Here is a 22,906-nt window from a genome sequence, read left to right as displayed (position 1 = left end):
GGATGTGGAAACCATTTATGGCTCATCATTGCAAGAGGCTGATGCAGTCTATGCTTGTCAGTTTAATGGTCAAGGCGGTATGACGCCGATTGACATGAATGGATTAGCCACACCAGCTCAACCTTTCTGGCAACATCTGGATTACCACAATCCCAAAAGTTATCGCTGGATAATGGACACGGATCTGTTACCAGAAACAGTCAAAAAGGGGCTGGCCGGAGAGAGTTTTAGACCAAAAATAGTTCGTACCGGAGATGGTACGATGATTACGCTGCGAACAATTAATAGCAATAAAAGTGAACGTCCCGATCAACTGGTAACGTTCCGTATTTATATTAATTCTGAAATTATCGTTTCCAGTCGCCATCGTAAAGTTCATTCACTGGAACAGGTACTGAGTGATTTACAGAATGGGATAGGCGCGAAAACGACCGGGCACTGGTTGGTTGAAATAGCTGATGCAATAACCGATGAAGTGGGTAATTTTATTGAAGATCTTCATGACAACCTTATTGAGCTTGAGAATATGATTCTTGAGCAACGGATACCGGGGCGGGGTGGGTTGGCTTTACTGCGTAAGCAATTGATTATTCTGCGCCGTTATATGGCGCCTCAAAGAGATGTATTTTCTCGTCTCGCCAATGAAAGATTACTCTGGATGAGTGATGAAGATCGTCATCGAATGCAGGAAATATCTGACCGCTTAGGAAGGGAATTGGATGATTTGGATGGTTGTATTGCTCGCACAGCGATTATTTCAGATGAAATTACCTCTATGATGGCGGATGCGATGAACCGTCGTACTTATACTATGTCATTATTTGCCATGATTTTTTTACCGACAACATTCCTGACTGGATTATTTGGTGTCAACCTTGGCGGTATTCCTGGTAATGAAAACCATCTGGGTTTTAGTATTTTTTGTTTGCTGTTATTGGGATTGATTATATTTGTTGCCTTCTGGTTAAAAAGAAGTAAATGGCTATGAAAATTAAATAGTTATTTGGAGATATGAAACATAACTACGGAGAAGTGTTACTAAAACTAGTCCTTAATTTGAGATATATCAATATTCACTAGTCGTCATTGAGGCATGATAACTCTCGCAGGTGAAAACAACGTTAAGCGATGAATGTTGTTCTCCGTAATTGTAGTTTTTCTCACATATACCCTATGGATTTCAAGATGTATCGCGACGGCAAGGGAGCGAATCCCCGGGAGCATAGAGAACTATGTGACCGGGGTGAGTGAGCAGCCAACAAAGAGGCAACTTGAAAGATGACGGGTATAAGTCTTTATACAGAATAATTGCCCATTCTTGTGCCGATATTAATTTCTAATGTCGGCTTTTTTTATTTTTCATTTGTTGCTTTAGGAAAATAAATAAAAATCAAGACGAAAGTGAAAGAGAAGCAGAAATTAACGCTCTGAAGTATATCCAGAGCGGAATAACTATTTGACTTCAATGATATCCAGCCGTTCTGATTGATAATCGGGTTGATCTTCTATATCAACAACGGGTTGTATGGGTAATTCCTCGCGGTCAAAGGCGAGATCGCCACCATCGATAATTTCGCTGTCGTGAGTGATATTTTTAAAATCGAATAGATTAAAATCGCTGAGATGTGATGGAACGACATTTTGTACCGCACGAAACATGGTTTCAATTCTGCCCGGATAACGCTTATCCCATTCCCGTAACATATCCTTGATAACCTGGCGTTGCAAATTGGGTTGCGAACCACAGAGATTACAAGGAATGATCGGGAATGCTTTGGCGGTTGCATAGCGCTCAATATCTTTCTCGCGGCAATAAGCGAGAGGGCGAATGACAATATGTTTACCATCATCACTCATCAACTTTGGTGGCATACCTTTTAGTTTGCCGCCATAAAACATATTGAGAAATAAGGTTTGCAAAATATCATCACGGTGATGGCCTAATGCAATTTTCGTTGCGCCCAACTCAGTGGCAGTGCGATATAAGATGCCACGGCGTAGGCGGGAACAAAGAGAACAAGTTGTTTTACCTTCGGGTATCTTCTCTTTCACTATGCCATAAGTGTTTTCTTCGACAATTTTATATTCGACACCCAGTTCATCCAGATAAGCGGGAAGGATATGCTCAGGAAAACCGGGTTGTTTCTGATCCAGATTAACTGCAACAAGTGAAAAATTAACCGGAGCACTTTTTTGCAGATTTTGCAGGATGGACAGCAGGGTATAGCTGTCTTTACCACCAGAAAGGCAGACCATAATGCGATCGCCTTCCTCAATCATATTGAAATCAGCGATTGCTTGACCGACATCACGGCGTAAGCGCTTCTGTAATTTGTTCAGGTTATATTGTTGTTTCTGATCCACCACGGACGCTCTGTAAATAATATTTAAATGGGATTTAGGCGGTGGAGTATACCATTTTTGTTACCTTAACACCTTAAAGAGTTTGTGATAGCTTCCGTCCGTTTTTACCTGTTGATGCGGATGGATTGACAGTTTTTTCTGTATGGAAGATGAAGATCGTCCATACTCTAAATTCTGTTGATAACCGGTATCAGAATGGAGATGAAAATCAAAACTCTGGTTGTTAAATTTGTTGAACTAGGGGTTCAATCGAACTATTATCACGTTAGGTGATATAAATTTATATCATGTTAAGTGACATCAATTTGATAAAAAACCGGTGAGCCATGTAGTACCCATGACAAATGGGATTGTTACCTATGTAAACCTTTACTGGTATCTACTAAACAAGAGAGGTGTAGATGATGAAAAGATTTATTTGTGATGAATTCGAATGGGTTTAACCATTAAAATAGTAGAGTATACAGGTAATGGACAGGTTAAGCGAAAAGCGGAGCAGAGCCTCCGCTTTTTTAAGGATGATGATATGGCAGCAGAAAGTTCGATTATTTTGAGTGAAAATTGGCAATATGCGACGGCCATCGCCCAAATAGATAAGTGCATTTGCAGTAACTATCGGTGTAATTGTTGCTATATGTGCCATAACAAGTAACTCAAAAACGGCTAGAAAGTCACAGACGGCTATTTTTCTTTCTGAAAGTAGAGTCACAAAGTTATCAGAAAAATCCATGAGTCAGGTAGGTCCTTTAGATCTTATGTCTATGACGAAGATCTAACAGAAGAAAACGTTGAAGACAGAAGGCGCATTCACTATTTTCTTAACTTTTTTGAAAGGGTATCAGTTAACGTAAAAAATAACATTTATGATGAATGTATGTTAAAGGAAGTACTGTATAGTACGGCAGTTAAAAACTTTGAGATAGTAGAACCTTTTATAAAAGCTTTGAGAGAGAAATTTAATAGCCAAACTTATTACCAAGAATATGAGTGGCTTGCTAGAAAGTGGCAAAAAGATCCGTTGAAAATCAATAGAAAATAAGATAGACCCGTCTCACTCGGTTTTTTTATCTTTAATCAGCTTGTTTCGGCAGGCTTTTTTGTGAGTGAAATTTTTTTGATTTATTTTGTAAATAGCTATAGAGATAATCATAAAAATATATAATGAAATGTAAGAAATAAATAAGATGATATATGTGACTCTGTTTATATTTATATTTAAATTAAATGTTAAATATAAGCTTGTAGTCTGTCAGGTGTATTTGAAATATAAAAAAAATATCATTCCAATAGAGAAGGATAATATGCTGATGGAGTTAGTCAAAATATAGATCTTTAACCAATTTGTCATATTTTTCGGTAATCGCTGAATAAAATCGTAGGACTCTTTATACATATATTTACTATCCTTTTCATTGATTCTTATTATTTTTCCAATGAGTAATTGGTAAAAAAACATAGCAACTTGAAACTGACCATAAACACCCCAAAAACGGCCAAACTTTACGCCTGCTGATAAATAAAGTCCCTTTCCTATATATGATTCAATAATTTCATCCATTTTACTCTGATTTATTTTGTAAATAATGATTGACACAACTAAAAAAACAAGAAATAAAATATAAAGGATAGTCATAATGATAAGAGTTAATCTGTTCATGTTAATTTCCTGTTTGTGTTTTAATCAATAGGGTGTGTTTTATGTATTCGTTAAATTCTTGTATAACAAGAGAAGTAGACAGCTTAAGATGAATAAGAATATAGAGAATAAATAATAATAGATAATCATTATTGATGCAAGTTTTTTAGGTATACTCTTTGCGAACTCATATGCTTCTTGCGGGATGGAATTACCTATAAAAGCACGAGATATTATAGTCTTTCTTCTAGTTATTATCTGGTAGAGGAAACATGATAGATAATAACTCCCATAGAAGCCAGAAAACGATATTACATATATAATTTGTGGTATAAAAAAACCATTTTGTATATATTCGCCTCTGATTTCTATGAAGGATTTTTTATTTATTCCATAAAAAACGAATAAAGATGGCAACAAAAACATACTAACTAAAAATAAAGAAATCATGATAAAGTTAACTGTATTAATTAAGATGTTCATGTTATTTACTTACTATTTTGTCTATTAAAAGATCTCCTGCTTTGCTTCCGGCAACTCCACCTACTACACTACAGACAGCTACGCATATCCATTTAGCACGATGAATAATATTTTTGAATTAATATTATTATTGTTAATATGAGAGCAAATGCTACACCTATATAAGTGATAATGATGCATGTTTTCATCCAATGCGTTAAACTGGAGGGTAGATTTTGAATAAAGTAATAAGATTCTTGGTGCATGTATTTACTATCAGGCTGATTTATCTTCATTTTTTTTCCAGTTAACAGCATGTAGAAGAACAAAACGACGTGAATCTGATCACGCATCCTTCCGAAGCGTTGTATTATTATGCCTGTTGGTAAATAAAGTCCTTCTTCTATATATAATTCAATAATTTTATCCATCTTTTTTTGGTTTATTTTGTAAATGGCTATTGATATAACCAAAAATAAAATAGATAAGAAAAAACATATGGTCATTACCAAATCCAATATGCACATAGTCAATTTCCAATAAACGAATCTACAACGAATTCAGCAGCCTTTTCGCCACCTTTACTTCCAACATAGCCTCCTGCTAAACCGCCACCAACCATGCAAAGTCCGGCAACTAAACCTCCTGTTGCAGCTCCAAGAGCAACACATGCTGCTCCTGCTGCCATAGTGCCACCATATCCTATGGCCATCCCACCACCCGTTCTACCAACAAATTTACTATATTCTTTGATAGCCACTTTTTCACATTTTCCGGTCTGCCCATAATTACAGGCATCAATAACCTGGCCGGTGGTATCGGTAAAGTCTAAGCCGATTGCAACCCAGCCACCATATTTCATCCATTTAACCATTTTAGCACTGCGGGTGATTATATGACTATATCCCTTTATCGCGCCAATCCCTGCTTTATCCCATTGGTGAGCAATGGCTTTGGTTGATAATTTTAGCGCATGTTTTAAATTAGGATGTTGGTCGATTTTCAAAGAGAGTCGGCCAACTTTATTTAATAATCCCTTTAAGTTACCCATAATCAGTTGTCTTTCTACATAAAACTCGGGACTGGCAAATTTTCGGTTTAGCCCATTTAACCGATATTCTCTTTGATAAAGCTTCTGTAACTTTGACAGATTTTTTTGATTTGGGAGAAATAAGTGTTACCCAGTGATGATGCGGTACCAACCAAGGTTCCTCCTTGATCAAGTACATAGTGAAACAGGCCAAAATGACGATGCAAAAACACAGCATATTCATTAGGCAGAGCTGAAACGGATTGGTTGACTTCATACTGAGATTGTTTTAATAGCTGTATGATATGCGGGGGATTATAGGAATCTGGATCTGCTACCAGCAGAATTTGCCCCGGTTTCAGGAATCGGTAATTTGAATTTAATGCCATAAAATAGCGAGCCGCTTCGCTATTTGAATGGCTGAATAACAGACTGGCTTGAAAACTTAATCCTCCCGGTTGCTGTACGACACAGAAACCGGGTTGAATGTTTCTTTTCATAATACTCTATTTGTTCCTGTGGTAGCTTTTAACATGTTGGCCTGACGTTAGATGACATAACTTAATCAGATAATCGGATTATTTTCAACATATAATAAATGGGTTTCTAATCTCTACAGAGTGAGAATTTATAGGGAGTCGGTGATGTATAAATTCAATCTGATGTTGTCGGTTGATATTGATTAATTTGCAGTTTTTTCTTTGCTAAAGGATAGTAATAGTGAATGGAATTTGTTTATATATTTGGTCTGACTACGAGCCTTCAATATTTACATTTATATAAGATAATTAACAATTTGTTACAATTATCTTATGGAAATTACAATTATTTTATTGAAATCAAAGGAAAATAACTCAGAATGAGAACTTGAACATAAGGTAAATTAAGTAGGTATAGTTATGGCAAATATGATTTATGTGACGATAAAAGGTGAATCTCAGGGGCTTATTTCTCAAGGATGTTCGACTTTGGATTCCATTGGTAATCGGTATCAGCATGGACATGAAAATCAAATTATGGTGTTGCAATTTAATCATGGTCTGACAGTTGCTCAGAATGTTAATTATCAGCCGGTAAACTTCATTAAACTATTAGATAAATCTTCCCCATTGTTAATGATAGCGGCAGCTAATCATGAAAGATTGGAGTTGACATTTGATATTTATCGGACTTCTCAAATAGGTTCACAGGAACTTTTTTATTCCATCTTGCTCACTGGGGCAAAAATTTGTGATTTAAATGTTAATTGTCCGCATGTTATTAATGATAATAACGGCCAGCCGGAGGAAGTTATTTCAGTTCAGTATGTTAATATTACTTGTCGGCATCATATGGCGGGAACATCAGGATATTGTATTTGGGATGAGATGGTTTATTGATAAATGCAGTTTATACGCTTATATTTTGGTTGGGATATAAGTGTATTTTTTAAATAAGTATACCCTATGGATTTCAAGATGCATCGCGACGGCAAGGGAGCGAATCCCCGGGAGCATAGGTAACGATGTGACCGGGGTGAGTGAGTGCAGCCAACAAAGAGGCAACTTGAAAGATGACGGGTATATATTGCCATTGATATAAGGAAGAGTGTCCATCCTATATTAATGGCAATATACTTTTATTCAGTGAATTAATATTGGAAGGTAAGCGTTGAATAAAATTGTAATATTATTGATGCATGTATTTACTATCAGGTTTATTTATTCTCATTTTTTCGATTAGTAATTGATAAATAAATAGCAACTTGAAACTGACCATAAACACCCAAAAAACGGCCCAGCTTTACAGCTACTGATAAATAAATCCCTTTTTCTATATATGATTCAATAATTTTATACATCTTGCTCTGATTTATTTTGTAAATAATGATTGAGACAACTAAAAAAACAAAAAATGAAATGTAAAGGATAGTCATAATGATAAGAGTTGAACTGTTTATGTTAATTTCCCATTGGTATTTTAATTAATAGGGTGTGTTTTATGTATTCGTTAAATACTTGTATAACAAGAGAAGTAGACAGCTTAAAATGAATAAGAATATAGAGGCAGAAAATAAATGATAATAGATAATCATTATTGATGCAAGTTTTTTAGGTATACTCTTTGCGAACTCATATGCTTCTTGCGGGATGGAATTGCCTATAAAAGCACGAGATATTATAGTCTTTCTTATAGTTATTATCTGGTAGAAAAAACATGATAGATAATAACTCCCATAGAAACCGGAAAACGATATTACATATATAATTTGTGGGATAAAAAACCCATTTTGTATATATTCGTCTATAATTTCTGTGAAGGATTTTTTATTTATTCCATAAAAAACGAATAAAGATAGTAACAAAAACATACTAACTAAAAATAAAGAAAGCATGATAAAGTTAACTGTATTAATTAAGATATTCATGTTATTCACTTACTATTTTATCGATTAAGAAATCTCTTGCTTTGCTTCCGGCAACTCCACCTACTACACTACCGACAGCCACACATATCCATTTAGCACAATGAATAATGTTTTTGAATTAAGACTATTATTGTTGATGTAAAAAATAATGCTCCACCTATATAAGTGGTAATGATATATATTTTTATCCAATGAGTTAAGCTGGAGGGTAGATTTTGAATAAAATCATAAGATTCTTGGTGCATATATTTGCTATCAGGATGATTTTTTTCATTTTTTTTCCAGTTAACAGCCTGTAGAAGAACATAACGACTTGAAACTGATCACGCATCCTTCCGAAGCGTTGTATTGTTATGCCTGTTGGTAAATAAAATCCTTCTTCTATATATAATTCAATAATTTTATCCATCTTTTTTTGGTTTATTTTGTAAATGGCTATTGATATAAGAAGGATAATTGTTGAAGAGATGTAAAATATAATTAAAATAATAAGAGTGATTATGTTCACATTAAAGTCCCATTGAATTTTTAGTATGATTAAGCGTATTTTTGAAATAGGCATATTGCCATTGATATAATAAAAAATGCAACACTTATATTGATGGTAATGAAACATATTTTTATCCAGTGAGTTAAATTGGGGGGTAAATTTTGAATGAAATCGTAAGACTCTTGTGGCATATATTTACTATTAGGTCTATTTATTCTTATTCTTTTTCCTGTTAATAATTTATAGAAAAATGCGGCAGTATAAAATTGACCGTGAATACCCATAAAATGCCCCATGTATGCTCCTGATGATAAACAAAAACCTTTTTCCATATATAATTCAATAATTTTATCCATCTTTTTTTGATTTATTTTGTAAATAGCTGCTGATATAATGAAAAAACCAATAAAAGAAGCGCAAGAAATAACCAAGATGATGAAAGTGATTCTATTCATATTAAAGTCCCATTGAAGATTCAACAATAAGTTCAAGGAACCATTCTCCACCTTTACTACCGGCATAACCACCTGCAAGACCACCACCCATCATGCAAATTCCAGCAACTAATCCCCCAGTTGTAGCACCAAGAGCAACACATGCTGCGTCTGCGGCAATTCCACCAGCATAACCAAAGACTGCTCCTCCGATTGTTCTACCTGAAAATTTACTATATTCCTTGACGGCCACTTTTTCACATTGTCTTGTTTGCCCATAGTTGCAGGCATCAATAACCTGTCCGGTGGTATCAACAAAATCCAGACCAATGGCAACCCGGCCACCATATTTCATCCATTTAACCATTTTTTCACTTTGTATAATTGTTTGACTATATCCCTTTATTGCGCCAATCCCTGCTTTATCCCATTGGTGAGCAATGGCTTTGGTTGATAACTTTAGCGCATGTTTTAAATTAGGATGTTGATCGATTTTCAAAGAGAGTCGGCCAACTTTATTCAATAATCCCTTTAAGTTACCCATAATCAGTTGTCTTTCTACATAAAACTCGGGACTGGCAAATTTTCGGTTTAGCCCATTTAACCGATATTCTCTTTGATAAAGCTTCTGTAACTTTGACAGATTTTTTTTAATTTGAGAAAAATAAGAGTTACCCAGTGATGATGCGGTACCAACTAAGGTTCCTCCTTGATCAAGTACATAGTGAAACAGGCCAAAATGGCGATGCAAAAACGCAGCATATTCATTAGGCAGAGCTGAAACGGATTGGTTGACTTCATACTGAGATTGTTTCAATAGCTGTATGATATGCGGCGGATTATAAGCGTCTGGATCTGCCACCAGCAGGATTTGTCCCGGTTTTAGGAATCGGTAATTTGAATTTAATTCCATAAAATAGCGGGCCGCTTCGCTATTTGAATGGCTGAATAACAGACTTGCTTGAAAACTCAATCCTCCAGGTTGCTGTACGACACAGAAACCGGGTTGAATGTTTCTTTTCATAATACTCTATTTGTTCCTGTGGTAGCTTTTAACATGTTGGTTCAACGTTAGGTAACATAACTTAATCAGATAATCGGATTATCTTCAATATATGATAAATGGGTTGCTAATCCCTACAGAGTGAGAATTCATAGGAGTTTAGGTGATGTATAGATTCAATCTGACTTTGTCTGTTTATATTGATTAATATACGGTTTTTTCTGTGATAAAGGATAGAAATAGTGAGAGGAATTTGTTATATATTTAGTCTGACTACAAGCCGACAATATTTACATTTATATAAGACAATTAACGATTCATTACAATTCTTTTATTGAAATCAAAGGAAAACAACCCAGAATGAGAACTTGAACATAAGGTAAATTAACTAGGTGTAATTTATGGCAAATATGATTTATACCCGTCATCTTTCAAGTTGCCTCTTTGTTGGCTGCACTCGCTCACATCGTTATCTATGCTCCCGGGGATTCACTCCCTTGCCGCCGCGATCCATCTTGAAATCCATAAGGTATAGGATTATTTTTAACTTATATTTCTACCGGTTTTTAATTCTACCGCGCTATGTTTTCTTAGAAATCCTAAAGGGTATCGTACGAATGAGTCTGATCTAAATCTCAAAGCGATAACCTATCATTAGCGCTTTTCTATATTCCTTGTAAAATATCTCCAACGATTTTCCTGCCTGTACAGTACTTCTGTTGAACAGGTAGCAAATAAGGTTTGAATTGGATTTAAGGAACGAAATATATCAATTTTGTTACGTTACACCTTAAAGCGTTTGTGATAGATTCAATCCGTTTTTGTCTATTAATGTTGGTCGATTTATTTTTTCTACTATAGCGAGAGTAAAGATATGAATGGATTTGTATATTTAGCAATGGCAATTGTTGCTGAAGTTATAGCAACGGCTTCATTAAAAGCCTCTGATGGGTTTAGTAAATTATTCCCTTCTATACTGGTCATTGTTGGATACGGTATCGCTTTCTGGGGGTTATCTCAGGTAGTCAAAGTTGTGCCATTAGGAATCGCTTACGCCATATGGTCTGGCTTGGGTATTGTGTTGGTTTCTGTTGCCGCGATATTTTTATATCAGCAGAAGCTGGATTGGGCGGCTATTTTAGGTATGGCTCTTATTGTTGCTGGTGTAATGGTAATAAACCTGCTTTCTAACAGCAGTGCACATTAATTAACAATTAATAGTGTTCCTGTTTTCCCTGAATCGTTTTCTGGAGAAGAGATATGTTAAACGCCAGTAATAAGAAAGGATGCCAAACAGTCTTATTAGGAGTACTCTTTAGTCTTGCTGTATTAGCTGGTTGTAGTCGCCAGACAGGGAAAACATCCACCCAATATCAGGGGATACAATACTTTCAACCAAAAAATTTTCAACCAGAAGTTGCTCTTAGGGACAATGCCAGAGCAATTTGTTCTGATGTGGGTGGTATGCCTGCATTCGCAATACAATTAAATGGTGCGCAAATACCTGTTTGCCAGTTGGTAAATGGTAAGCGTTGTGATGAAAGGGCATTGTTGCAAGGTTCTTGTGCATCAATTTGAGGTAGAAATTAACCAACTTGATATGTGCAGAACATGCCGTTCGGATTTCCGGTTATAGGAGCCTTGGGCATAATTCTGCGAGTATACCCGTCATCTTTCAAGTTGCTTCTTTGTTGGCTGCACTCGCTCACCCCGGTCACATAGTTACCTATGCTCCCGGGGATTCACTCCCTTGCCGTCGCGATGCATCTTGAAATCCATAGGGTATATATTTGATTCATCAGACAATCATTTTCACCTGTCTGAGTTGGTAATTATTTACGAATAAAAAATTGGCTGATTAATACGAGTACAGCAGTAACTAAATAAGCAGCAAAAATACCGACTAGCCATTGTGGCATCTCTAAGGTCAGGAATTGCCATTGTCTTACTGAACAATCACCTGTAGCTTCGAATACAGAAGGAAGCCATTGGTTTAACGCCAACCATGAAGGGAAGTTTACGAAGAAATCACAGGTATTAAATGGAGAAGGGTGCAACTGCATCATAGTATGTTCCCATGCGAGTTGCAGGCCACTCCAGGCACTGTAGGCCCACAAAATAATAGCCAGCCAGCGTAACGGCGTTTTTGGTGCGATTACACCTAATATCCCAGCGCCCAACACACCAAACAGAGCAACCCGTTCATAAATACACATCACGCAGGGTTGTAATTTCATCGCATGTTGAAAATATAATGCCGAGCTTTCTAGTATTAGGGCAGTCAAAATCATTAATAGCCATGCGCTTCGTCCTTGTGAACAGTGGTTCAAAAATCGCATCATTTCCGTTTTTCCATGCAGATTAAGATAAACAATTGAGCGCCTATTTTGCCGATTTACAGGTAACAAAAAAAGTCAATTAAGGTAAATCTGGCTTTTCCGGGGAAAAATAAAACCGTATTGAGCGTAATCATTGCTCAATACGGCATGGGTTGGTTATGGCAAAGCAATTAAGCCCCAATGAACCATCATGTCAGTGACTGGAATTAGCAGAAATTCTACACACAGCAAACCGACCAGCGTCATGACAATAGTATAAGGTAATGCCATTATCACCATGCGGCCATAAGATAAACGAATCAATGGTGATAATGTCGACGTCAACAAGAACAGAAATGCGGCTTGTCCGTTAGGTGTGGCAACGGAAGGCAGGTTTGTGCCGGTATTAATCGCAACAGCCAGATATTCAAATTGTTTATGTGAAATCAGGCCCTCTTGCATAGCCGCTCTTGCTTCATTGATATAAACCGTACCGACAAACACGTTATCTGATACTGATGAGAGTAAGCCATTGAACAGATAGAACAGGGAAAGTTGGGAAGTTTCAGAAACCTGTAATACGAACTGAATAAATGGCGTAAACAGTTGCTGATCAACAATGACTGCAACGATAGAAAAGAAAACGGTTAGTAATGCCGTGAAGGGTAGTGCTTCTTCAAATGCTTTACCCAGTGCATGTTCTTCGGTAATACCACAGAACGACGTAGTTAGAATGATGACTGAAAGGCCAATTAGACCAACTTCTGCCAGATGAAATGCCAGTGCGACAATGAGCCATATACCGATTAGCGCTTGAGCAATAAGCTGTGCTTTTTCTTTACGTGTTCGTTTTGCGCTGGTTTTTTTATCGTAATCTTCCAATACCTGTCGGACGCGTTCTGGCAATTCTGTACCATAACCGAACAATTTAAAGTGTTCGACCAGAAAACAGACTAGCAGCCCGCAGATAAAGACAGGTAGGGTAATTGGAGCCATGCGAATAAAGAAGGTGACAAAATCCCAATTAACGTTTTTGGCGATAATCAGATTTTGGGGTTCTCCTACCATCGTCATTACACCACCGAGTGCAGTACCTATACCTGCATGCATCATCAGACTGCGCAAAAAAGCGCGAAACTGTTCAAGAGTTTGTTTCTTTTTTGCTATATCAGTACCATTGTCATATTTAGTATTAATTACATCATGCTGCTCAGTAATGAAGTTGTTGTAGATAGAATAAAAACCAAGGGAAACACTAATAACTACCGCGATCACGGTTAGGGCATCAAGAAATGCTGACAGGAATGCGCTGGCTAGGCAGAATGCTAAGGCAAGCATACGCTTAGATTTTATGGAGAGCAGGAGTTTGGTGAAAGCAAATAAGAGTAATTGCTTCATAAAGTAAATTCCTGCGACCATAAATATCAGCAACAGTATAACTTCCAAGTTATTAGCAATTTCATGACCAACTTGTTGAGGTGAGGTCATGCCGATAATGACCGCTTCAATTGCCAACAGGCCACCTGGTTGTAGCGGGTAACATTTAAGTGCCATTGCTAAAGTAAAGATAAATTCGATAACAAGCAGCCAGCCTGCGACAAATGGATTAATAAAGAAGAATATCAATGGGTTGGTGATGAGAAAGATGGTGATAGCTAGCTTATACCAATCTGGCGAGTTGCCGAGAAAGTTTTTTACCGCTGTTTTTAGGATACTGGTTTCCATTGCAATTAAAGTTCCTCTAAATTCGTAAAATTGTGTTCTTTAAACAATAGTACGCTTTTATACAGAATGTTTTAAGGGAAATGAGGTATACCCGTTATCTTTCAAGTTGCCTCTTTGTTGGCTGCACTCACTCACCCCGGTCACATAGTTATCTATGCTCCCGGGGATTCGCTCCCTTGCCGTCGCGATGCATCTTGAAATCCATAGGGTATATAACTAAGCATTAGTACGCTTTTTTTTCATGGCCGCCTTTACGCTTTCTAGACTACATAGCTATATTGAAGTTGCGTATTCTGATATAATTTCGTCTATTATTAGTTGAAAAAATCACGTTGGAATAATAAAAATATGGTCATTAAGGCTCAAAGTCCCGCAGGTTTTGCGGAAGAGTATATTATTGAGAGTATATGGAACGGCCGTTTTCCTCCAGGCTCCATTCTTCCGGCAGAACGTGAATTATCTGAGTTAATTGGTGTGACAAGGACCACCCTGCGTGAAGTATTGCAGCGTTTGGCTCGTGATGGATGGTTAACTATTCAGCATGGCAAACCAACAAAAGTGAATAACTTTTGGGAAACATCGGGTCTTAATATTTTAGAGACTCTGGCCCGTCTTGATCACGATCGCGTTCCTGAGTTGATTGATAACCTACTGGCGGTGAGAACGAATATTGCGGCGATATTTATTCGCACGGCTTTTAAGCACAATCCGGGGAAATCATTGGAAGTATTGGCAGAAAAAGAGCATGTGGAAGATAATTCAGAGTCGTTTAGTATGCTAGATTATGATATTTTCCGTGGTTTGGCTTTTGCTTCAGGTAATCCAATTTATGGCCTTATTATCAATGGGTTGAAAGGGCTATATACCCGTATAGGACGTTATTACTTCTCTAATCCTGAGGCGCGTAAATTGGCGCTGAATTTTTATCAGCAACTGGTGATATTATGTCGTGATAAATCTTACGATAACGTTATGGAATGTGTACGTAACTATGGTAAAGAGAGCGGTATCATTTGGCACAGTATGCAAAGTACGATGCCAAGTGATTTGTCTGAAGTGCGTCGCTGATATCTCGTTAGTATTTTTACTTAATCCCAGGCCTTATCCGATCTAGTCGTTTCAAATCAAAATTATTTTAAATTGACCCGGTGCAGAATACTCTGTACCGGGCGTTTTGTTTCTTTTTTCTCATTCAATCTCAAGCCAATTGTTAATGTCTCTATTTCAGAATATTATTCTGATTTTTTGGTTTTTTATTGGGTTTTTATTTTGATTAATTGATGGTTGTTGGTATCTTGTGGTTGTTTAATTGATTCATTTTTTTCACCGAAAAACTCAGAATAATAACTTGATATGAAATAATTAGCATGTGTTTCATATCGTAATTATTATCTTAATTTTATGATTTTAATATTAATTTTCATAAGTTGGGTATGTATAAATCACAAATAAGCCTGTTGCATAAATGTAATCTAATTGTGACCTAAATCATAAATGTAGATTATTGACGTGACCGATGATTGTTCTATATTGGTTTTTTATAACCAGCATATTATGCTTGCCTAAAATTTTAAATCGTCCGGGGGCCATGATGAAAATCCTTATTTTAGGTAGTGGTGTTATTGGTGTAACCAGTGCCTGGTATTTGGTACAGCAAGGTCATGAAGTCACTGTCATTGATCGCCAGGGAAGTGCTGCTGAGGAAACCAGTGCGGCTAATGCCGGGCAGATCTCGCCGGGATACGCGACCCCATGGGGAGCGCCGGGTATTCCATTGAAAGCGGTTAAATGGATGTTTCAACGTCATGCTCCATTGGCTATTCGTCCAGATGGATCGTTGTTTCAGTTACGCTGGATGTGGCAGATGCTGCGTAATTGTGATGCAAGTCACTATGCGATAAATAAGAGCCGGATGGTACGACTGGCAGAGTACAGCCGTGACTGTATCAAACAATTGAGGGCCGATACGGGTATTCAATACGAAGGGCGGCAGGGGGGCACGCTTCAATTATTCCGCACCAATAAGCAGTTTGATAATGCCGTGAATGACATCGCCGTTCTTGAACAGGAAGGTGTTCCTTACAATTTATTAACGGCAGATAAGCTAGCGACAGTAGAGCCGGCATTGGCACATGTCGCTGACAAACTGACGGGGGGCTTACAATTACCGAACGACGAAACGGGTGATTGTCAGCTTTTTACTAAAGAGTTGGCAAAAATGGCAGAAGCGGCAGGCGTAACGTTTCTGTTTAATAAACAGGTCAAACAGTTATTGGTGGAAGGGCATCGGATTACCGGCGTCCAGTGCGAAGATGGTGTTATGACAGCAGATAACTATGTTGTTGCAATGGGAGCTTATTCCACTGAATTACTGAAAGGTCTTGTCAAAATTCCAGTATATCCACTGAAAGGTTATTCATTAACTATGCCTATTGTCGATGCACAACGGGCTCCGGTATCTACTGCATTGGATGAAACCTACAAAATTGCGATTACCCGGTTTGATAACCGTATTCGTGTGGGTGGAATGGCAGAAGTTGTCGGTTTCAATTTGAATCTGCTTAAAGCACGTTATGAAACATTGAAAATGGTGGTGCAAGACCTTTATCCAGGCGGTGGCGATATTACTCAGACTCATTTTTGGACAGGATTACGTCCAATGACACCAGATGGTACGCCAATTGTTGGGCCGACTGAATATCACAATCTCTACCTAAATACAGGGCATGGTACATTGGGATGGACAATGGCATGCGGTTCCAGTCAATTGCTGGCTGATATTATTTCGGGTAAAAAGCCTGCCATTGCATCTGATGATTTATCAGTATTTCGTTATTTTAATGGTTTTAATACAAAATTGGTGCCATTTAGCCATCAATTACACACTGAACTGAGAGGCTAAATAGAATATGCCACGTCCGATTTCGGCAACGATCCATCTTGATGCATTGGAAAATAATCTGGCGATTATTCGTAATAAGGTCGGTAATAGTAAAATCTGGGCTGTTGTTAAAGCAAATGCTTATGGGCATGGTCTGCATTGTATATGGCGGTATCTTGATCAGGCTGATGGATTTGCTTTACTTGATTTTCATGAAGCGATTTTATTGCGGGAGCAGGGGTGGCAGGGGGCAATCTTACTATTGGAAGGGTTTTTCAAACCGGAAGATTTGCCAATAATTGATGAATATCAGTTGACAACGGTAGTGCATAGCCATTGGCAACTTGAAGCAATAGAAGCAGCCAATTTGAGTAAACCCATCAATATTTACCTCAAACTCAATAGCGGTATGAATCGATTGGGATTTCCTGTGGATCAATATAGCGCGGTTTTATCATTAGCAAGAGGTATCCGGCAAATTGGGCAAATAACGTTAATGTCACATTTTGCGAATGCGGATAATAAGGAGATCGGTGTTACTGAACAACTTAACGTTATTAATTCGGTGAGTCAGGGGTTGGATATTTCTCAATGTTTGGCTAATTCAGCTGCTTCTTTGTGGTATCCACAAACTCATAGAGATTGGGTACGTCCCGGTATCGTGCTTTATGGTGCCTCACCGAGTGGAAAGTGGAAAGATATTGCCGATATTGGGTTGAAAGCGGTGATGAGTCTGCAAAGTGAGATTATTGCTATTCAGAATCTCAAGGCAGGAGACAAAATAGGTTATGGCAGTAAATATACAGTGTCAGGCCCTATGCGCGTCGGTATCGTCGCCTGTGGCTATGCTGATGGTTATCCCCGTTGTGCAATGACGGGAACACCGATTATTGTCGATGGCGTTAGGACCCAAGTATTAGGTACAGTATCAATGGACATGTTGTCGGTGGATTTAACGCCTTGTCCGCAGGCCCAAATTGGCAGTCGTGTTGAATTGTGGGGGCAAAATTTGCCGGTGGATGATGTGGCGGAGAGCTCTGGAACGATTGGCTATGAATTATTGTGCGCATTGGCAAATCGGGTCCCGGTATCTATATGATGTCGTTAAATACTAGGTAGCGTGTCAAATAGTCGTCACCGTTTGGTATTATTGCAGTAAATAAGTTACCGTTTTGGCTAAATTAATATATCTTTGTTTTCTCTAATCTGTCTATTTTTGTCAGAATAATTAGGCGGGCACTAAACATATTGTGCTTTTTAAGGCAAAATAGGACGTTATTACTTGGAAATGAGGGAAATGATCTTTTACACTTGATATAGCTAATCGCATAATTGTTTTAAAGGAAATAGTTAATCATGATCAACAAAGCTAAAATTTTAGCCACAGTCGTCACTTTTTGTCTTTCTTCATCTTTAGCTTATGCGGGACAGTGGTCAATTGGCGCCTCTGTTTTAGCTGAGGCATCACCTTATAAGGGGGTAAAGAATAAAGATAAAGTGTTGTTTGTTCCAATGGTTAATTATGAAAGTGACAATTTCTATTTTCATACTTTAGCCGCCGGGTATTATTTGTGGAATCAACCAAAAGATCAGCTATCTTTAGATGTCTATTACTATCCTCAAAATTTTCGCCCAAAAGATAATGAAGATAAGCAGATGAAAAAGTTGGATCGTCGCCATGATACTATGATGGGCGGCTTTAGCTATCGTCATATTGAAGATTGGGGAACGTTGCGTAGCTCTTTTGCTGCGGATACTTTGGGTAAAAGTAAAGGCATAACGATTGACTTAGGTTATTTATATGAATTTAAAAGTGATGATTGGTCATTACAACCAGGATTAGGTGTGGTTTGGAATAGTAAAAAACAAAATCGTTATGAATATGGTATTAAAGATAGTGAATCACGCCATAGCGGACTAGAAAAATATACTCCAGATGATAGTTGGACTCCCTATCTGGAATTATCTGCTAATTATAAATTTAACCAGGAATGGTCTGTATTTATGATGGGGCGCGTTGAGCGTTTACCGAGTGAAATTAAAGATAGCCCAATGGTTAATAAGTCATATTCAAGTATTGTTTGGACAGGTGTTACATATAGTTTTTAATTACTCACGGCGATAATATACCCAATGCATCTTGAAATCTATAGGGTATAAAAGAGCCGCCGGGGGAAGGCAGCTCTTTTCAGACAAAGTCATTACTCAGTTATTTGGAGATATGAGCAATCAGATCCAGAACTTTGTTAGAGTAACCGGTTTCGTTGTCGTACCAGGAAACCAGTTTTACAAAGTTGTCGTTCAGAGCGATACCTGCTTTTGCGTCAAATACAGAAGTCAGTTTTTCGCCATTGAAATCGTTAGATACGACATCATCTTCGGTGTAACCCAGCACGCCTTTCAGTTCACCTTCAGCCGCATCTTTGATTGCATCGCAGATTTGTTGATAAGTGGCTGGTTTTTCCAGACGTACAGTCAGATCAACAACAGATACGTTAGGCGTAGGAACGCGGAAAGCCATGCCAGTCAGCTTACCATTTAGTTCAGGGATAACTTTACCCACAGCTTTAGCTGCGCCGGTAGATGATGGGATAATATTCTGAGCAGCGCCACGACCACCACGCCAATCTTTCGCAGAAGGACCGTCAACGGTTTTCTGAGTTGCCGTTGTTGCGTGAACTGTGGTCATCAGACCTTCAACAATGACGAATTTATCATTGATAACTTTAGCCAGCGGTGCCAGACAGTTAGTGGTACAGGAAGCATTGGAAACGATCTCCTGACCTGCATAAGTTTTGTGATTAACCCCCATAACAAACATAGGCGTGTCATCTTTGGATGGGCCGGTCAGAACAACTTTTTTCGCACCAGCGGCAATGTGCTTACGTGCAGTTTCGTCAGTCAGGAAAATACCTGTTGCTTCTGCAACAACATCAACACCTACTTCATTCCATTTCAGGTTAGCTGGATCTCTTTCTGCTGTAACGCGGATAGCTTTGCCGTTAACAATCAGGTGGCCGTCTTTTACTTCAACAGTGCCGTTGAAGCGACCGTGAGTTGAATCGTATTTCAGCATGTAAGCCATGTATTCGGCGTCGAGCAAATCGTTGATTGCAACGATTTCGATGTCTGAACGTTCTTGTGCAGCACGGAAAACAATACGGCCAATACGACCAAAACCGTTGATACCTACTTTGATAGTCATAGTGTTCCACCAGCTATTTTTTAGTGAATTAAAAATTATTACTAAAGTTACCAAAACCTTGCCAGCCGTCAAGCGGAATCGTGTCAATAGCTGAAAAACATTAGCTTTGAGTTCATCATTTAGACGCTTGCTATAGGGTACTGGCAATCGAGCCGCCCATCATTATCAAGGCACAGACAGATATTGAAAGTTAATTGGTTAGATATGCGAGTCACATCACAAATAGTAGGATATACCCGTCATCTTTCAAGTTGCCTCTTTGTTGGCTGCACTCACTTACCCCGGTCACATAGGGTATAGACAGATTCAGTTAACCACTTAAAATAAATTCCACTGATGTAATGTTAATTTTTTGTTATTATTAATCAATTATTATTGAGAGCATGAGTCTTATTATTAAGGTGGTCGTTATGACTAAGAATCCTGATGTTTCCCTTTATAAAGAACTAACCGATATTCAGCGTCACGTAACCCAGAATGCCGGGACAGAGCCGCCATTCTCAGGGAAATTGCTACATAATAAGAAAAGTGGCGTGTATCATTGTTTGTGCTGCGAGCAGCCGTTATTTATGTCTGACACTAAATTTGATTCTGGTTGTGGCTGGCCGAGTTTTTACCAGCCTGCCACTCATGATGCAGTGCAGTATCTTGATGATGATAGTCACAATATGCATCGTATTGAGGTTCGTTGCGGTCATTGTAACGCTCATTTGGGGCATGTGTTCCCTGATGGACCGCAGCCGACAGGAGAGCGTTTTTGTATCAACTCGGTTGCATTAAGCTTTACTGATGAAAATACAGGCGAAAAAACAGTAGGTTAATCGTTTTTATTATTGCGAGCATAATCTTAGTTTACGTAAAAAATCGTTTCAGCTAATTCTGGAAAATAATGAGGAAATATCAATGGAACTGGATGATCTGTTATCTGTAATGACACCAGAAATATATCAACGCCTGGTTCAGGCAGTAGAACTGGGTAAATGGCAGGATGGTGAGCCTCTAACGGTAGAGCAGAAAGAGCATAGTTTGCAAATGATTATGCTATGGCAATCAAGGCATAACCATGATCCGCAACATATGACGATTGGTACTGACGGCCAGTTGGTGATGAAGAGTAAACAAGAACTGAAAGCGATCTTTCAGTCTAAAATGGTGGCAACATTCAAGCCATAATCTTTGGCAAATGAGGTGTGAAAAGGCTGAGTGTGTAAAACTCAGCCTGACCTTGGATTGATATCAGAGAAGAGTATCTTCTAGTTGATCAAGTTCTATCAATATAGCGCCTCGCTCTTTTAGCTCTTTGAAGGCTGATTGGCTATCATTTGGACTAAGGTTAACCCCTCGACAGCCATCCGTAATGACCCAGGTTTCATAACCTAATGCCAGCGCATCTAGCGCGGTAAATTTCACACAATAGTCAGTGGCGATCCCAATAATAAACAGACGTTCAATTTGCTGTGTTTGCAACCAGTCATCAAGCCGGGTTTTATTCTGACGGCCGTTGTCAAAGAAAGCACTGTAACTATCGATCTGTGGATTTTCTCCTTTGTAGAAAATTTCAACAATTGCCTGCTTGTTTAGCTGTGGATGGAAATCAGCGCCATGCTGATTTTGAACGCAGTGTACCGGCCACCATACTTGCGGAATACCGTTTAATAGACCGATATCGCCGATCTTCTGGCCGGAATTTACGGCAAAGCTCATATGTTCAGCAGGATGCCAGTCTTGGCTGGCAATAATGCTGATATTGTGTTTCAGACAAATAGCCATTGCCTGATTTGCCGCAACAATGACTTGTTCACTCTCTTCTACGGCTAAAGCACCGCCGGTACAGAAGTCGTTCTGTAGATCAATAAGTAATAGGGCCGTTTTCATCTCTTTCCTTGATTATTTATCAGCATAACTTAATTCACCGCGTAAATTTTGTTGCATTAAATAACGAATTTTTTCATTGTCATAGGGTTGACTGAGTAAATAGTGCAACTTGGTTAAAGTTGCTTCAAAAGTCATATCGTAGCCGCTTATCACCCCCGCTTCAGCCAGAGCATGGCCCGTTGCATATCCTTCCATATTTACTCGGCCAGAAATGCATTGAGTCAAATTAACGACCACGATCCCTCTCTCTGTTGCCTGTTTTAGCTCTTTTAATAATTCAGGGTGTTGAGGTGCGTTTCCGACGCCATATGAGCGCAGGATGAGAGCCTTAACCGGTTGCATCAAAATATTATTCACAATCTGACTGGAAAGGCCGGGATAAATGGTGATTACGCCAATGGGCTGAGGGGTAATCTGATGGGTAATAAATTTACCGTGACTAGCAAAGGTGGAATCTGTATTGAAGGTTTTAATATTAATACCGGCTTCCATTAATGGAGAACAGTTTGGTGAAGCAAAAGCATCGAAACCGTCGGCATGCGCTTTGACGGTCCGGTTCCCACGAAACAGTTTATTATTGAAAAACAGGCTGACCTCGTTAACCGGGTAATTAGCGGCAAGATAAAGCGCATTCAACAAGTTTGTCTGCCCATCAGAGCGCAGTGCTTCCAGTGGGATTTGTGACCCGGTGACAATGATTGGCTTACCTAGATTCTCAAACATAAAGGAGAGGGCAGATGCCGTAAATGCCATTGTATCCGTACCATGCAGGATCACGAACCCATCATAATCATGGTAATTTTCTCGGATATCATCAGCGATAAATTGCCAGTCTTCTGGGGTCATATCCGAAGAATCGATCAATGGTTGATGTTCACGGATGGTGAATGTCGGCATCTCCGGTCGATGAAATTCAGGCATCTTTGTTAATTGGCGTTGTAAATGCCCGGAAACGGGGATGTATCCCTGAGATGAGCGTTGCATCCCAATAGTTCCACCAGTATAGACGACATAAATAGATTTCTTCTGCATGACTGTACCTCATAAAAAGATCAGCAGGATTATAGGAGTATTGC

Annotated in this window: 26 protein-coding genes; 13 read left to right on the top strand and 13 right to left on the bottom strand. The window is 38.5% G+C overall.

Annotated features, from left to right (window positions below):
• Positions 1–4: 4 nt before the first annotated feature.
• Together zntB and ACGF49_RS05265 are read left to right on the top strand one after the other, a co-directional pair.
• A complete protein-coding gene (gene zntB / locus ACGF49_RS05270; protein ID WP_113043915.1) occupies positions 5–988 on the top strand; it encodes a zinc transporter ZntB in 984 nt (327 codons plus the stop codon).
• Between the two features lie 144 nt (positions 989–1,132).
• Positions 1,133–1,282: a hypothetical protein gene (locus ACGF49_RS05265; protein WP_271865677.1), complete on the top strand. Its 150-nt coding sequence runs from the start codon at positions 1,133–1,135 to the stop codon at positions 1,280–1,282.
• Positions 1,283–1,452: 170 nt separating this feature from the next.
• Here the strand turns inward: ACGF49_RS05265 and ttcA are convergent, their stop codons facing one another.
• Entirely contained in the window at positions 1,453–2,382 is a 930-nt protein-coding gene (ttcA, locus tag ACGF49_RS05260; RefSeq protein WP_191214959.1) for a tRNA 2-thiocytidine(32) synthetase TtcA, read from the bottom strand.
• A gap of 421 nt (positions 2,383–2,803) precedes the next feature.
• Positions 2,804–3,094, bottom strand: a complete 291-nt coding sequence (locus ACGF49_RS05255) for a hypothetical protein (protein ID WP_387489992.1) — start codon at positions 3,092–3,094, stop codon at positions 2,804–2,806.
• Here ACGF49_RS05255 and ACGF49_RS05250 point away from each other — a divergent pair.
• Entirely contained in the window at positions 3,080–3,403 is a 324-nt protein-coding gene (locus ACGF49_RS05250; RefSeq protein ID WP_324251602.1) for a DUF4760 domain-containing protein, read from the top strand. The two genes, ACGF49_RS05255 and ACGF49_RS05250, sit on opposite strands and share 15 nt — an antisense overlap.
• A 210-nt stretch (positions 3,404–3,613) precedes the next feature.
• Here ACGF49_RS05250 and ACGF49_RS05245 read toward each other — a convergent pair whose 3' ends face one another.
• From ACGF49_RS05245 to ACGF49_RS05235, 3 genes are all read right to left on the bottom strand, one after another.
• Positions 3,614–4,021: a hypothetical protein gene (locus ACGF49_RS05245; RefSeq protein ID WP_387489990.1), complete on the bottom strand. Its 408-nt coding sequence runs from the start codon at positions 4,019–4,021 to the stop codon at positions 3,614–3,616.
• A 970-nt stretch (positions 4,022–4,991) separates the two neighbouring features.
• Positions 4,992–5,513, bottom strand: coding sequence for a hypothetical protein (locus tag ACGF49_RS05240; protein WP_387489988.1), 522 nt, complete (start codon positions 5,511–5,513; stop codon positions 4,992–4,994).
• A 56-nt stretch (positions 5,514–5,569) separates the two neighbouring features.
• On the bottom strand, positions 5,570–5,992 hold the full coding sequence (locus ACGF49_RS05235; RefSeq protein ID WP_387489985.1) for a hypothetical protein: 423 nt from the start codon (positions 5,990–5,992) through the stop codon (positions 5,570–5,572).
• A 399-nt stretch (positions 5,993–6,391) separates the two neighbouring features.
• Here ACGF49_RS05235 and ACGF49_RS05230 point away from each other — a divergent pair, with 399 nt between their 5' ends.
• Positions 6,392–6,871 carry an Hcp family type VI secretion system effector gene (locus ACGF49_RS05230; RefSeq protein WP_011146791.1) on the top strand — a complete coding sequence of 160 codons (480 nt, stop codon included), beginning with the start codon at positions 6,392–6,394 and terminating at the stop codon, positions 6,869–6,871.
• Positions 6,872–6,911: 40 nt separating this feature from the next.
• Positions 6,912–7,073: a hypothetical protein gene (locus ACGF49_RS05225; protein WP_158536640.1), complete on the top strand. Its 162-nt coding sequence runs from the start codon at positions 6,912–6,914 to the stop codon at positions 7,071–7,073.
• A 1,363-nt stretch (positions 7,074–8,436) separates the two neighbouring features.
• Here ACGF49_RS05225 and ACGF49_RS05220 read toward each other — a convergent pair.
• Both ACGF49_RS05220 and ACGF49_RS05215 read right to left on the bottom strand, forming a co-directional pair.
• On the bottom strand, positions 8,437–8,844 hold the full coding sequence (locus ACGF49_RS05220; protein ID WP_113041279.1) for a hypothetical protein: 408 nt from the start codon (positions 8,842–8,844) through the stop codon (positions 8,437–8,439).
• A 1-nt stretch (position 8,845) separates the two neighbouring features.
• Positions 8,846–9,847, bottom strand: coding sequence for a hypothetical protein (locus tag ACGF49_RS05215; protein ID WP_262978374.1), 1,002 nt, complete (start codon positions 9,845–9,847; stop codon positions 8,846–8,848).
• An 853-nt stretch (positions 9,848–10,700) separates the two neighbouring features.
• On the opposite strand from ACGF49_RS05215, the gene ACGF49_RS05210 reads away from it, so the two are divergent.
• Both ACGF49_RS05210 and ACGF49_RS05205 read left to right on the top strand, forming a co-directional pair.
• On the top strand, positions 10,701–11,033 hold the full coding sequence (locus ACGF49_RS05210; protein ID WP_049581354.1) for a multidrug efflux SMR transporter: 333 nt from the start codon (positions 10,701–10,703) through the stop codon (positions 11,031–11,033).
• A gap of 53 nt (positions 11,034–11,086) precedes the next feature.
• Positions 11,087–11,404, top strand: a complete 318-nt coding sequence (locus tag ACGF49_RS05205) for a DUF333 domain-containing protein (protein WP_113041281.1) — start codon at positions 11,087–11,089, stop codon at positions 11,402–11,404.
• An 8-nt stretch (positions 11,405–11,412) separates the two neighbouring features.
• Here the strand turns inward: ACGF49_RS05205 and ACGF49_RS05200 are convergent, their stop codons facing one another.
• The 3 genes from ACGF49_RS05200 to nhaB all read right to left on the bottom strand — a co-directional run bounded on the left by ACGF49_RS05200 (position 11,413) and on the right by nhaB (position 13,869).
• Positions 11,413–11,544: a hypothetical protein gene (locus tag ACGF49_RS05200; RefSeq protein ID WP_262405116.1), complete on the bottom strand. Its 132-nt coding sequence runs from the start codon at positions 11,542–11,544 to the stop codon at positions 11,413–11,415.
• Positions 11,545–11,658: 114 nt separating this feature from the next.
• Positions 11,659–12,168, bottom strand: coding sequence for a disulfide bond formation protein DsbB (gene dsbB / locus ACGF49_RS05195; protein WP_113041282.1), 510 nt, complete (start codon positions 12,166–12,168; stop codon positions 11,659–11,661).
• Positions 12,169–12,321: 153 nt separating this feature from the next.
• The gene (nhaB, locus tag ACGF49_RS05190) at positions 12,322–13,869 is read right to left on the bottom strand and encodes a sodium/proton antiporter NhaB (RefSeq protein ID WP_113041283.1); all 1,548 of its coding nucleotides are present in this window, start codon (positions 13,867–13,869) and stop codon (positions 12,322–12,324) included.
• 348 nt (positions 13,870–14,217) lie between these two features.
• Between nhaB and fadR the strand changes: the two genes are divergently transcribed.
• The 4 genes from fadR (at position 14,218) to ACGF49_RS05170 (ending at position 18,859) form a co-directional block, all read left to right on the top strand.
• A complete protein-coding gene (gene fadR, locus ACGF49_RS05185) occupies positions 14,218–14,937 on the top strand; it encodes a fatty acid metabolism transcriptional regulator FadR (RefSeq protein WP_113041284.1) in 720 nt (239 codons plus the stop codon).
• Between the two features lie 523 nt (positions 14,938–15,460).
• Complete coding sequence (locus ACGF49_RS05180; RefSeq protein WP_113041285.1) at positions 15,461–16,771, top strand: D-amino acid dehydrogenase; 1,311 nt, start codon at positions 15,461–15,463, stop codon at positions 16,769–16,771.
• 7 nt (positions 16,772–16,778) lie between these two features.
• Positions 16,779–17,849 carry a catabolic alanine racemase DadX gene (gene dadX, locus ACGF49_RS05175; RefSeq protein WP_113041286.1) on the top strand — a complete coding sequence of 357 codons (1,071 nt, stop codon included), beginning with the start codon at positions 16,779–16,781 and terminating at the stop codon, positions 17,847–17,849.
• Positions 17,850–18,106: 257 nt separating this feature from the next.
• Entirely contained in the window at positions 18,107–18,859 is a 753-nt protein-coding gene (locus tag ACGF49_RS05170) for a MipA/OmpV family protein (RefSeq protein ID WP_228901586.1), read from the top strand.
• A 100-nt stretch (positions 18,860–18,959) separates the two neighbouring features.
• On the opposite strand, the gene gapA is transcribed toward ACGF49_RS05170, so the two are convergent.
• Entirely contained in the window at positions 18,960–19,955 is a 996-nt protein-coding gene (gapA, locus tag ACGF49_RS05165) for a glyceraldehyde-3-phosphate dehydrogenase (protein WP_113041288.1), read from the bottom strand.
• A 410-nt stretch (positions 19,956–20,365) separates the two neighbouring features.
• On the opposite strand from gapA, the gene msrB reads away from it, so the two are divergent.
• Together msrB and ACGF49_RS05155 are read left to right on the top strand one after the other, a co-directional pair.
• A complete protein-coding gene (msrB, locus tag ACGF49_RS05160; RefSeq protein WP_112875821.1) occupies positions 20,366–20,776 on the top strand; it encodes a peptide-methionine (R)-S-oxide reductase MsrB in 411 nt (136 codons plus the stop codon).
• Between the two features lie 82 nt (positions 20,777–20,858).
• Positions 20,859–21,128 carry a YeaC family protein gene (locus tag ACGF49_RS05155; RefSeq protein WP_112893898.1) on the top strand — a complete coding sequence of 90 codons (270 nt, stop codon included), beginning with the start codon at positions 20,859–20,861 and terminating at the stop codon, positions 21,126–21,128.
• Between the two features lie 63 nt (positions 21,129–21,191).
• Here the strand turns inward: ACGF49_RS05155 and pncA are convergent, their stop codons facing one another.
• Both pncA and ansA read right to left on the bottom strand, forming a co-directional pair.
• Positions 21,192–21,830, bottom strand: coding sequence for a bifunctional nicotinamidase/pyrazinamidase (gene pncA / locus ACGF49_RS05150; protein WP_262978372.1), 639 nt, complete (start codon positions 21,828–21,830; stop codon positions 21,192–21,194).
• Positions 21,831–21,842: 12 nt separating this feature from the next.
• Positions 21,843–22,862, bottom strand: a complete 1,020-nt coding sequence (gene ansA / locus ACGF49_RS05145; RefSeq protein WP_113041290.1) for an asparaginase — start codon at positions 22,860–22,862, stop codon at positions 21,843–21,845.
• Positions 22,863–22,906: the final 44 nt, after the last annotated feature.

Source organism: Photorhabdus sp. RM96S, from assembly GCF_042879335.1.
GTDB classification, from domain to species: domain Bacteria; phylum Pseudomonadota; class Gammaproteobacteria; order Enterobacterales; family Enterobacteriaceae; genus Photorhabdus; species Photorhabdus kayaii.
The sequence above is the reverse complement of the archived record's forward strand: the minus strand, read 5'-3'. Positions and strand labels throughout refer to the sequence as shown.

Bases quoted from the DNA above. Each gene is read 5' to 3' on its own strand.
- ACGF49_RS05265 (WP_271865677.1), top strand. From the start codon at position 1,133: ATGTTGTTCTCCGTAATTGTAGTTTTTCTCACATATACCCTATGGATT.
- ACGF49_RS05255 (WP_387489992.1), bottom strand. From the start codon at position 3,094: ATGGATTTTTCTGATAACTTTGTGACTCTACTTTCAGAAAGAAAAATA.
- ACGF49_RS05245 (WP_387489990.1), bottom strand. From the start codon at position 4,021: ATGAACAGATTAACTCTTATCATTATGACTATCCTTTATATTTTATTT.
- ACGF49_RS05240 (WP_387489988.1), bottom strand. From the start codon at position 5,513: ATGGGTAACTTAAAGGGATTATTAAATAAAGTTGGCCGACTCTCTTTG.
- ACGF49_RS05235 (WP_387489985.1), bottom strand. From the start codon at position 5,992: ATGAAAAGAAACATTCAACCCGGTTTCTGTGTCGTACAGCAACCGGGA.
- ACGF49_RS05230 (WP_011146791.1), top strand. From the start codon at position 6,392: ATGGCAAATATGATTTATGTGACGATAAAAGGTGAATCTCAGGGGCTT.
- ACGF49_RS05220 (WP_113041279.1), bottom strand. From the start codon at position 8,844: ATGAATAGAATCACTTTCATCATCTTGGTTATTTCTTGCGCTTCTTTT.
- ACGF49_RS05215 (WP_262978374.1), bottom strand. From the start codon at position 9,847: ATGAAAAGAAACATTCAACCCGGTTTCTGTGTCGTACAGCAACCTGGA.
- ACGF49_RS05210 (WP_049581354.1), top strand. From the start codon at position 10,701: ATGAATGGATTTGTATATTTAGCAATGGCAATTGTTGCTGAAGTTATA.
- ACGF49_RS05205 (WP_113041281.1), top strand. From the start codon at position 11,087: ATGTTAAACGCCAGTAATAAGAAAGGATGCCAAACAGTCTTATTAGGA.
- dsbB (WP_113041282.1), bottom strand. From the start codon at position 12,168: ATGATGCGATTTTTGAACCACTGTTCACAAGGACGAAGCGCATGGCTA.
- nhaB (WP_113041283.1), bottom strand. From the start codon at position 13,869: ATGGAAACCAGTATCCTAAAAACAGCGGTAAAAAACTTTCTCGGCAAC.
- fadR (WP_113041284.1), top strand. From the start codon at position 14,218: ATGGTCATTAAGGCTCAAAGTCCCGCAGGTTTTGCGGAAGAGTATATT.
- ACGF49_RS05180 (WP_113041285.1), top strand. From the start codon at position 15,461: ATGAAAATCCTTATTTTAGGTAGTGGTGTTATTGGTGTAACCAGTGCC.
- dadX (WP_113041286.1), top strand. From the start codon at position 16,779: ATGCCACGTCCGATTTCGGCAACGATCCATCTTGATGCATTGGAAAAT.
- ACGF49_RS05170 (WP_228901586.1), top strand. From the start codon at position 18,107: ATGATCAACAAAGCTAAAATTTTAGCCACAGTCGTCACTTTTTGTCTT.
- gapA (WP_113041288.1), bottom strand. From the start codon at position 19,955: ATGACTATCAAAGTAGGTATCAACGGTTTTGGTCGTATTGGCCGTATT.
- msrB (WP_112875821.1), top strand. From the start codon at position 20,366: ATGACTAAGAATCCTGATGTTTCCCTTTATAAAGAACTAACCGATATT.
- ACGF49_RS05155 (WP_112893898.1), top strand. From the start codon at position 20,859: ATGGAACTGGATGATCTGTTATCTGTAATGACACCAGAAATATATCAA.
- pncA (WP_262978372.1), bottom strand. From the start codon at position 21,830: ATGAAAACGGCCCTATTACTTATTGATCTACAGAACGACTTCTGTACC.
- ansA (WP_113041290.1), bottom strand. From the start codon at position 22,862: ATGCAGAAGAAATCTATTTATGTCGTCTATACTGGTGGAACTATTGGG.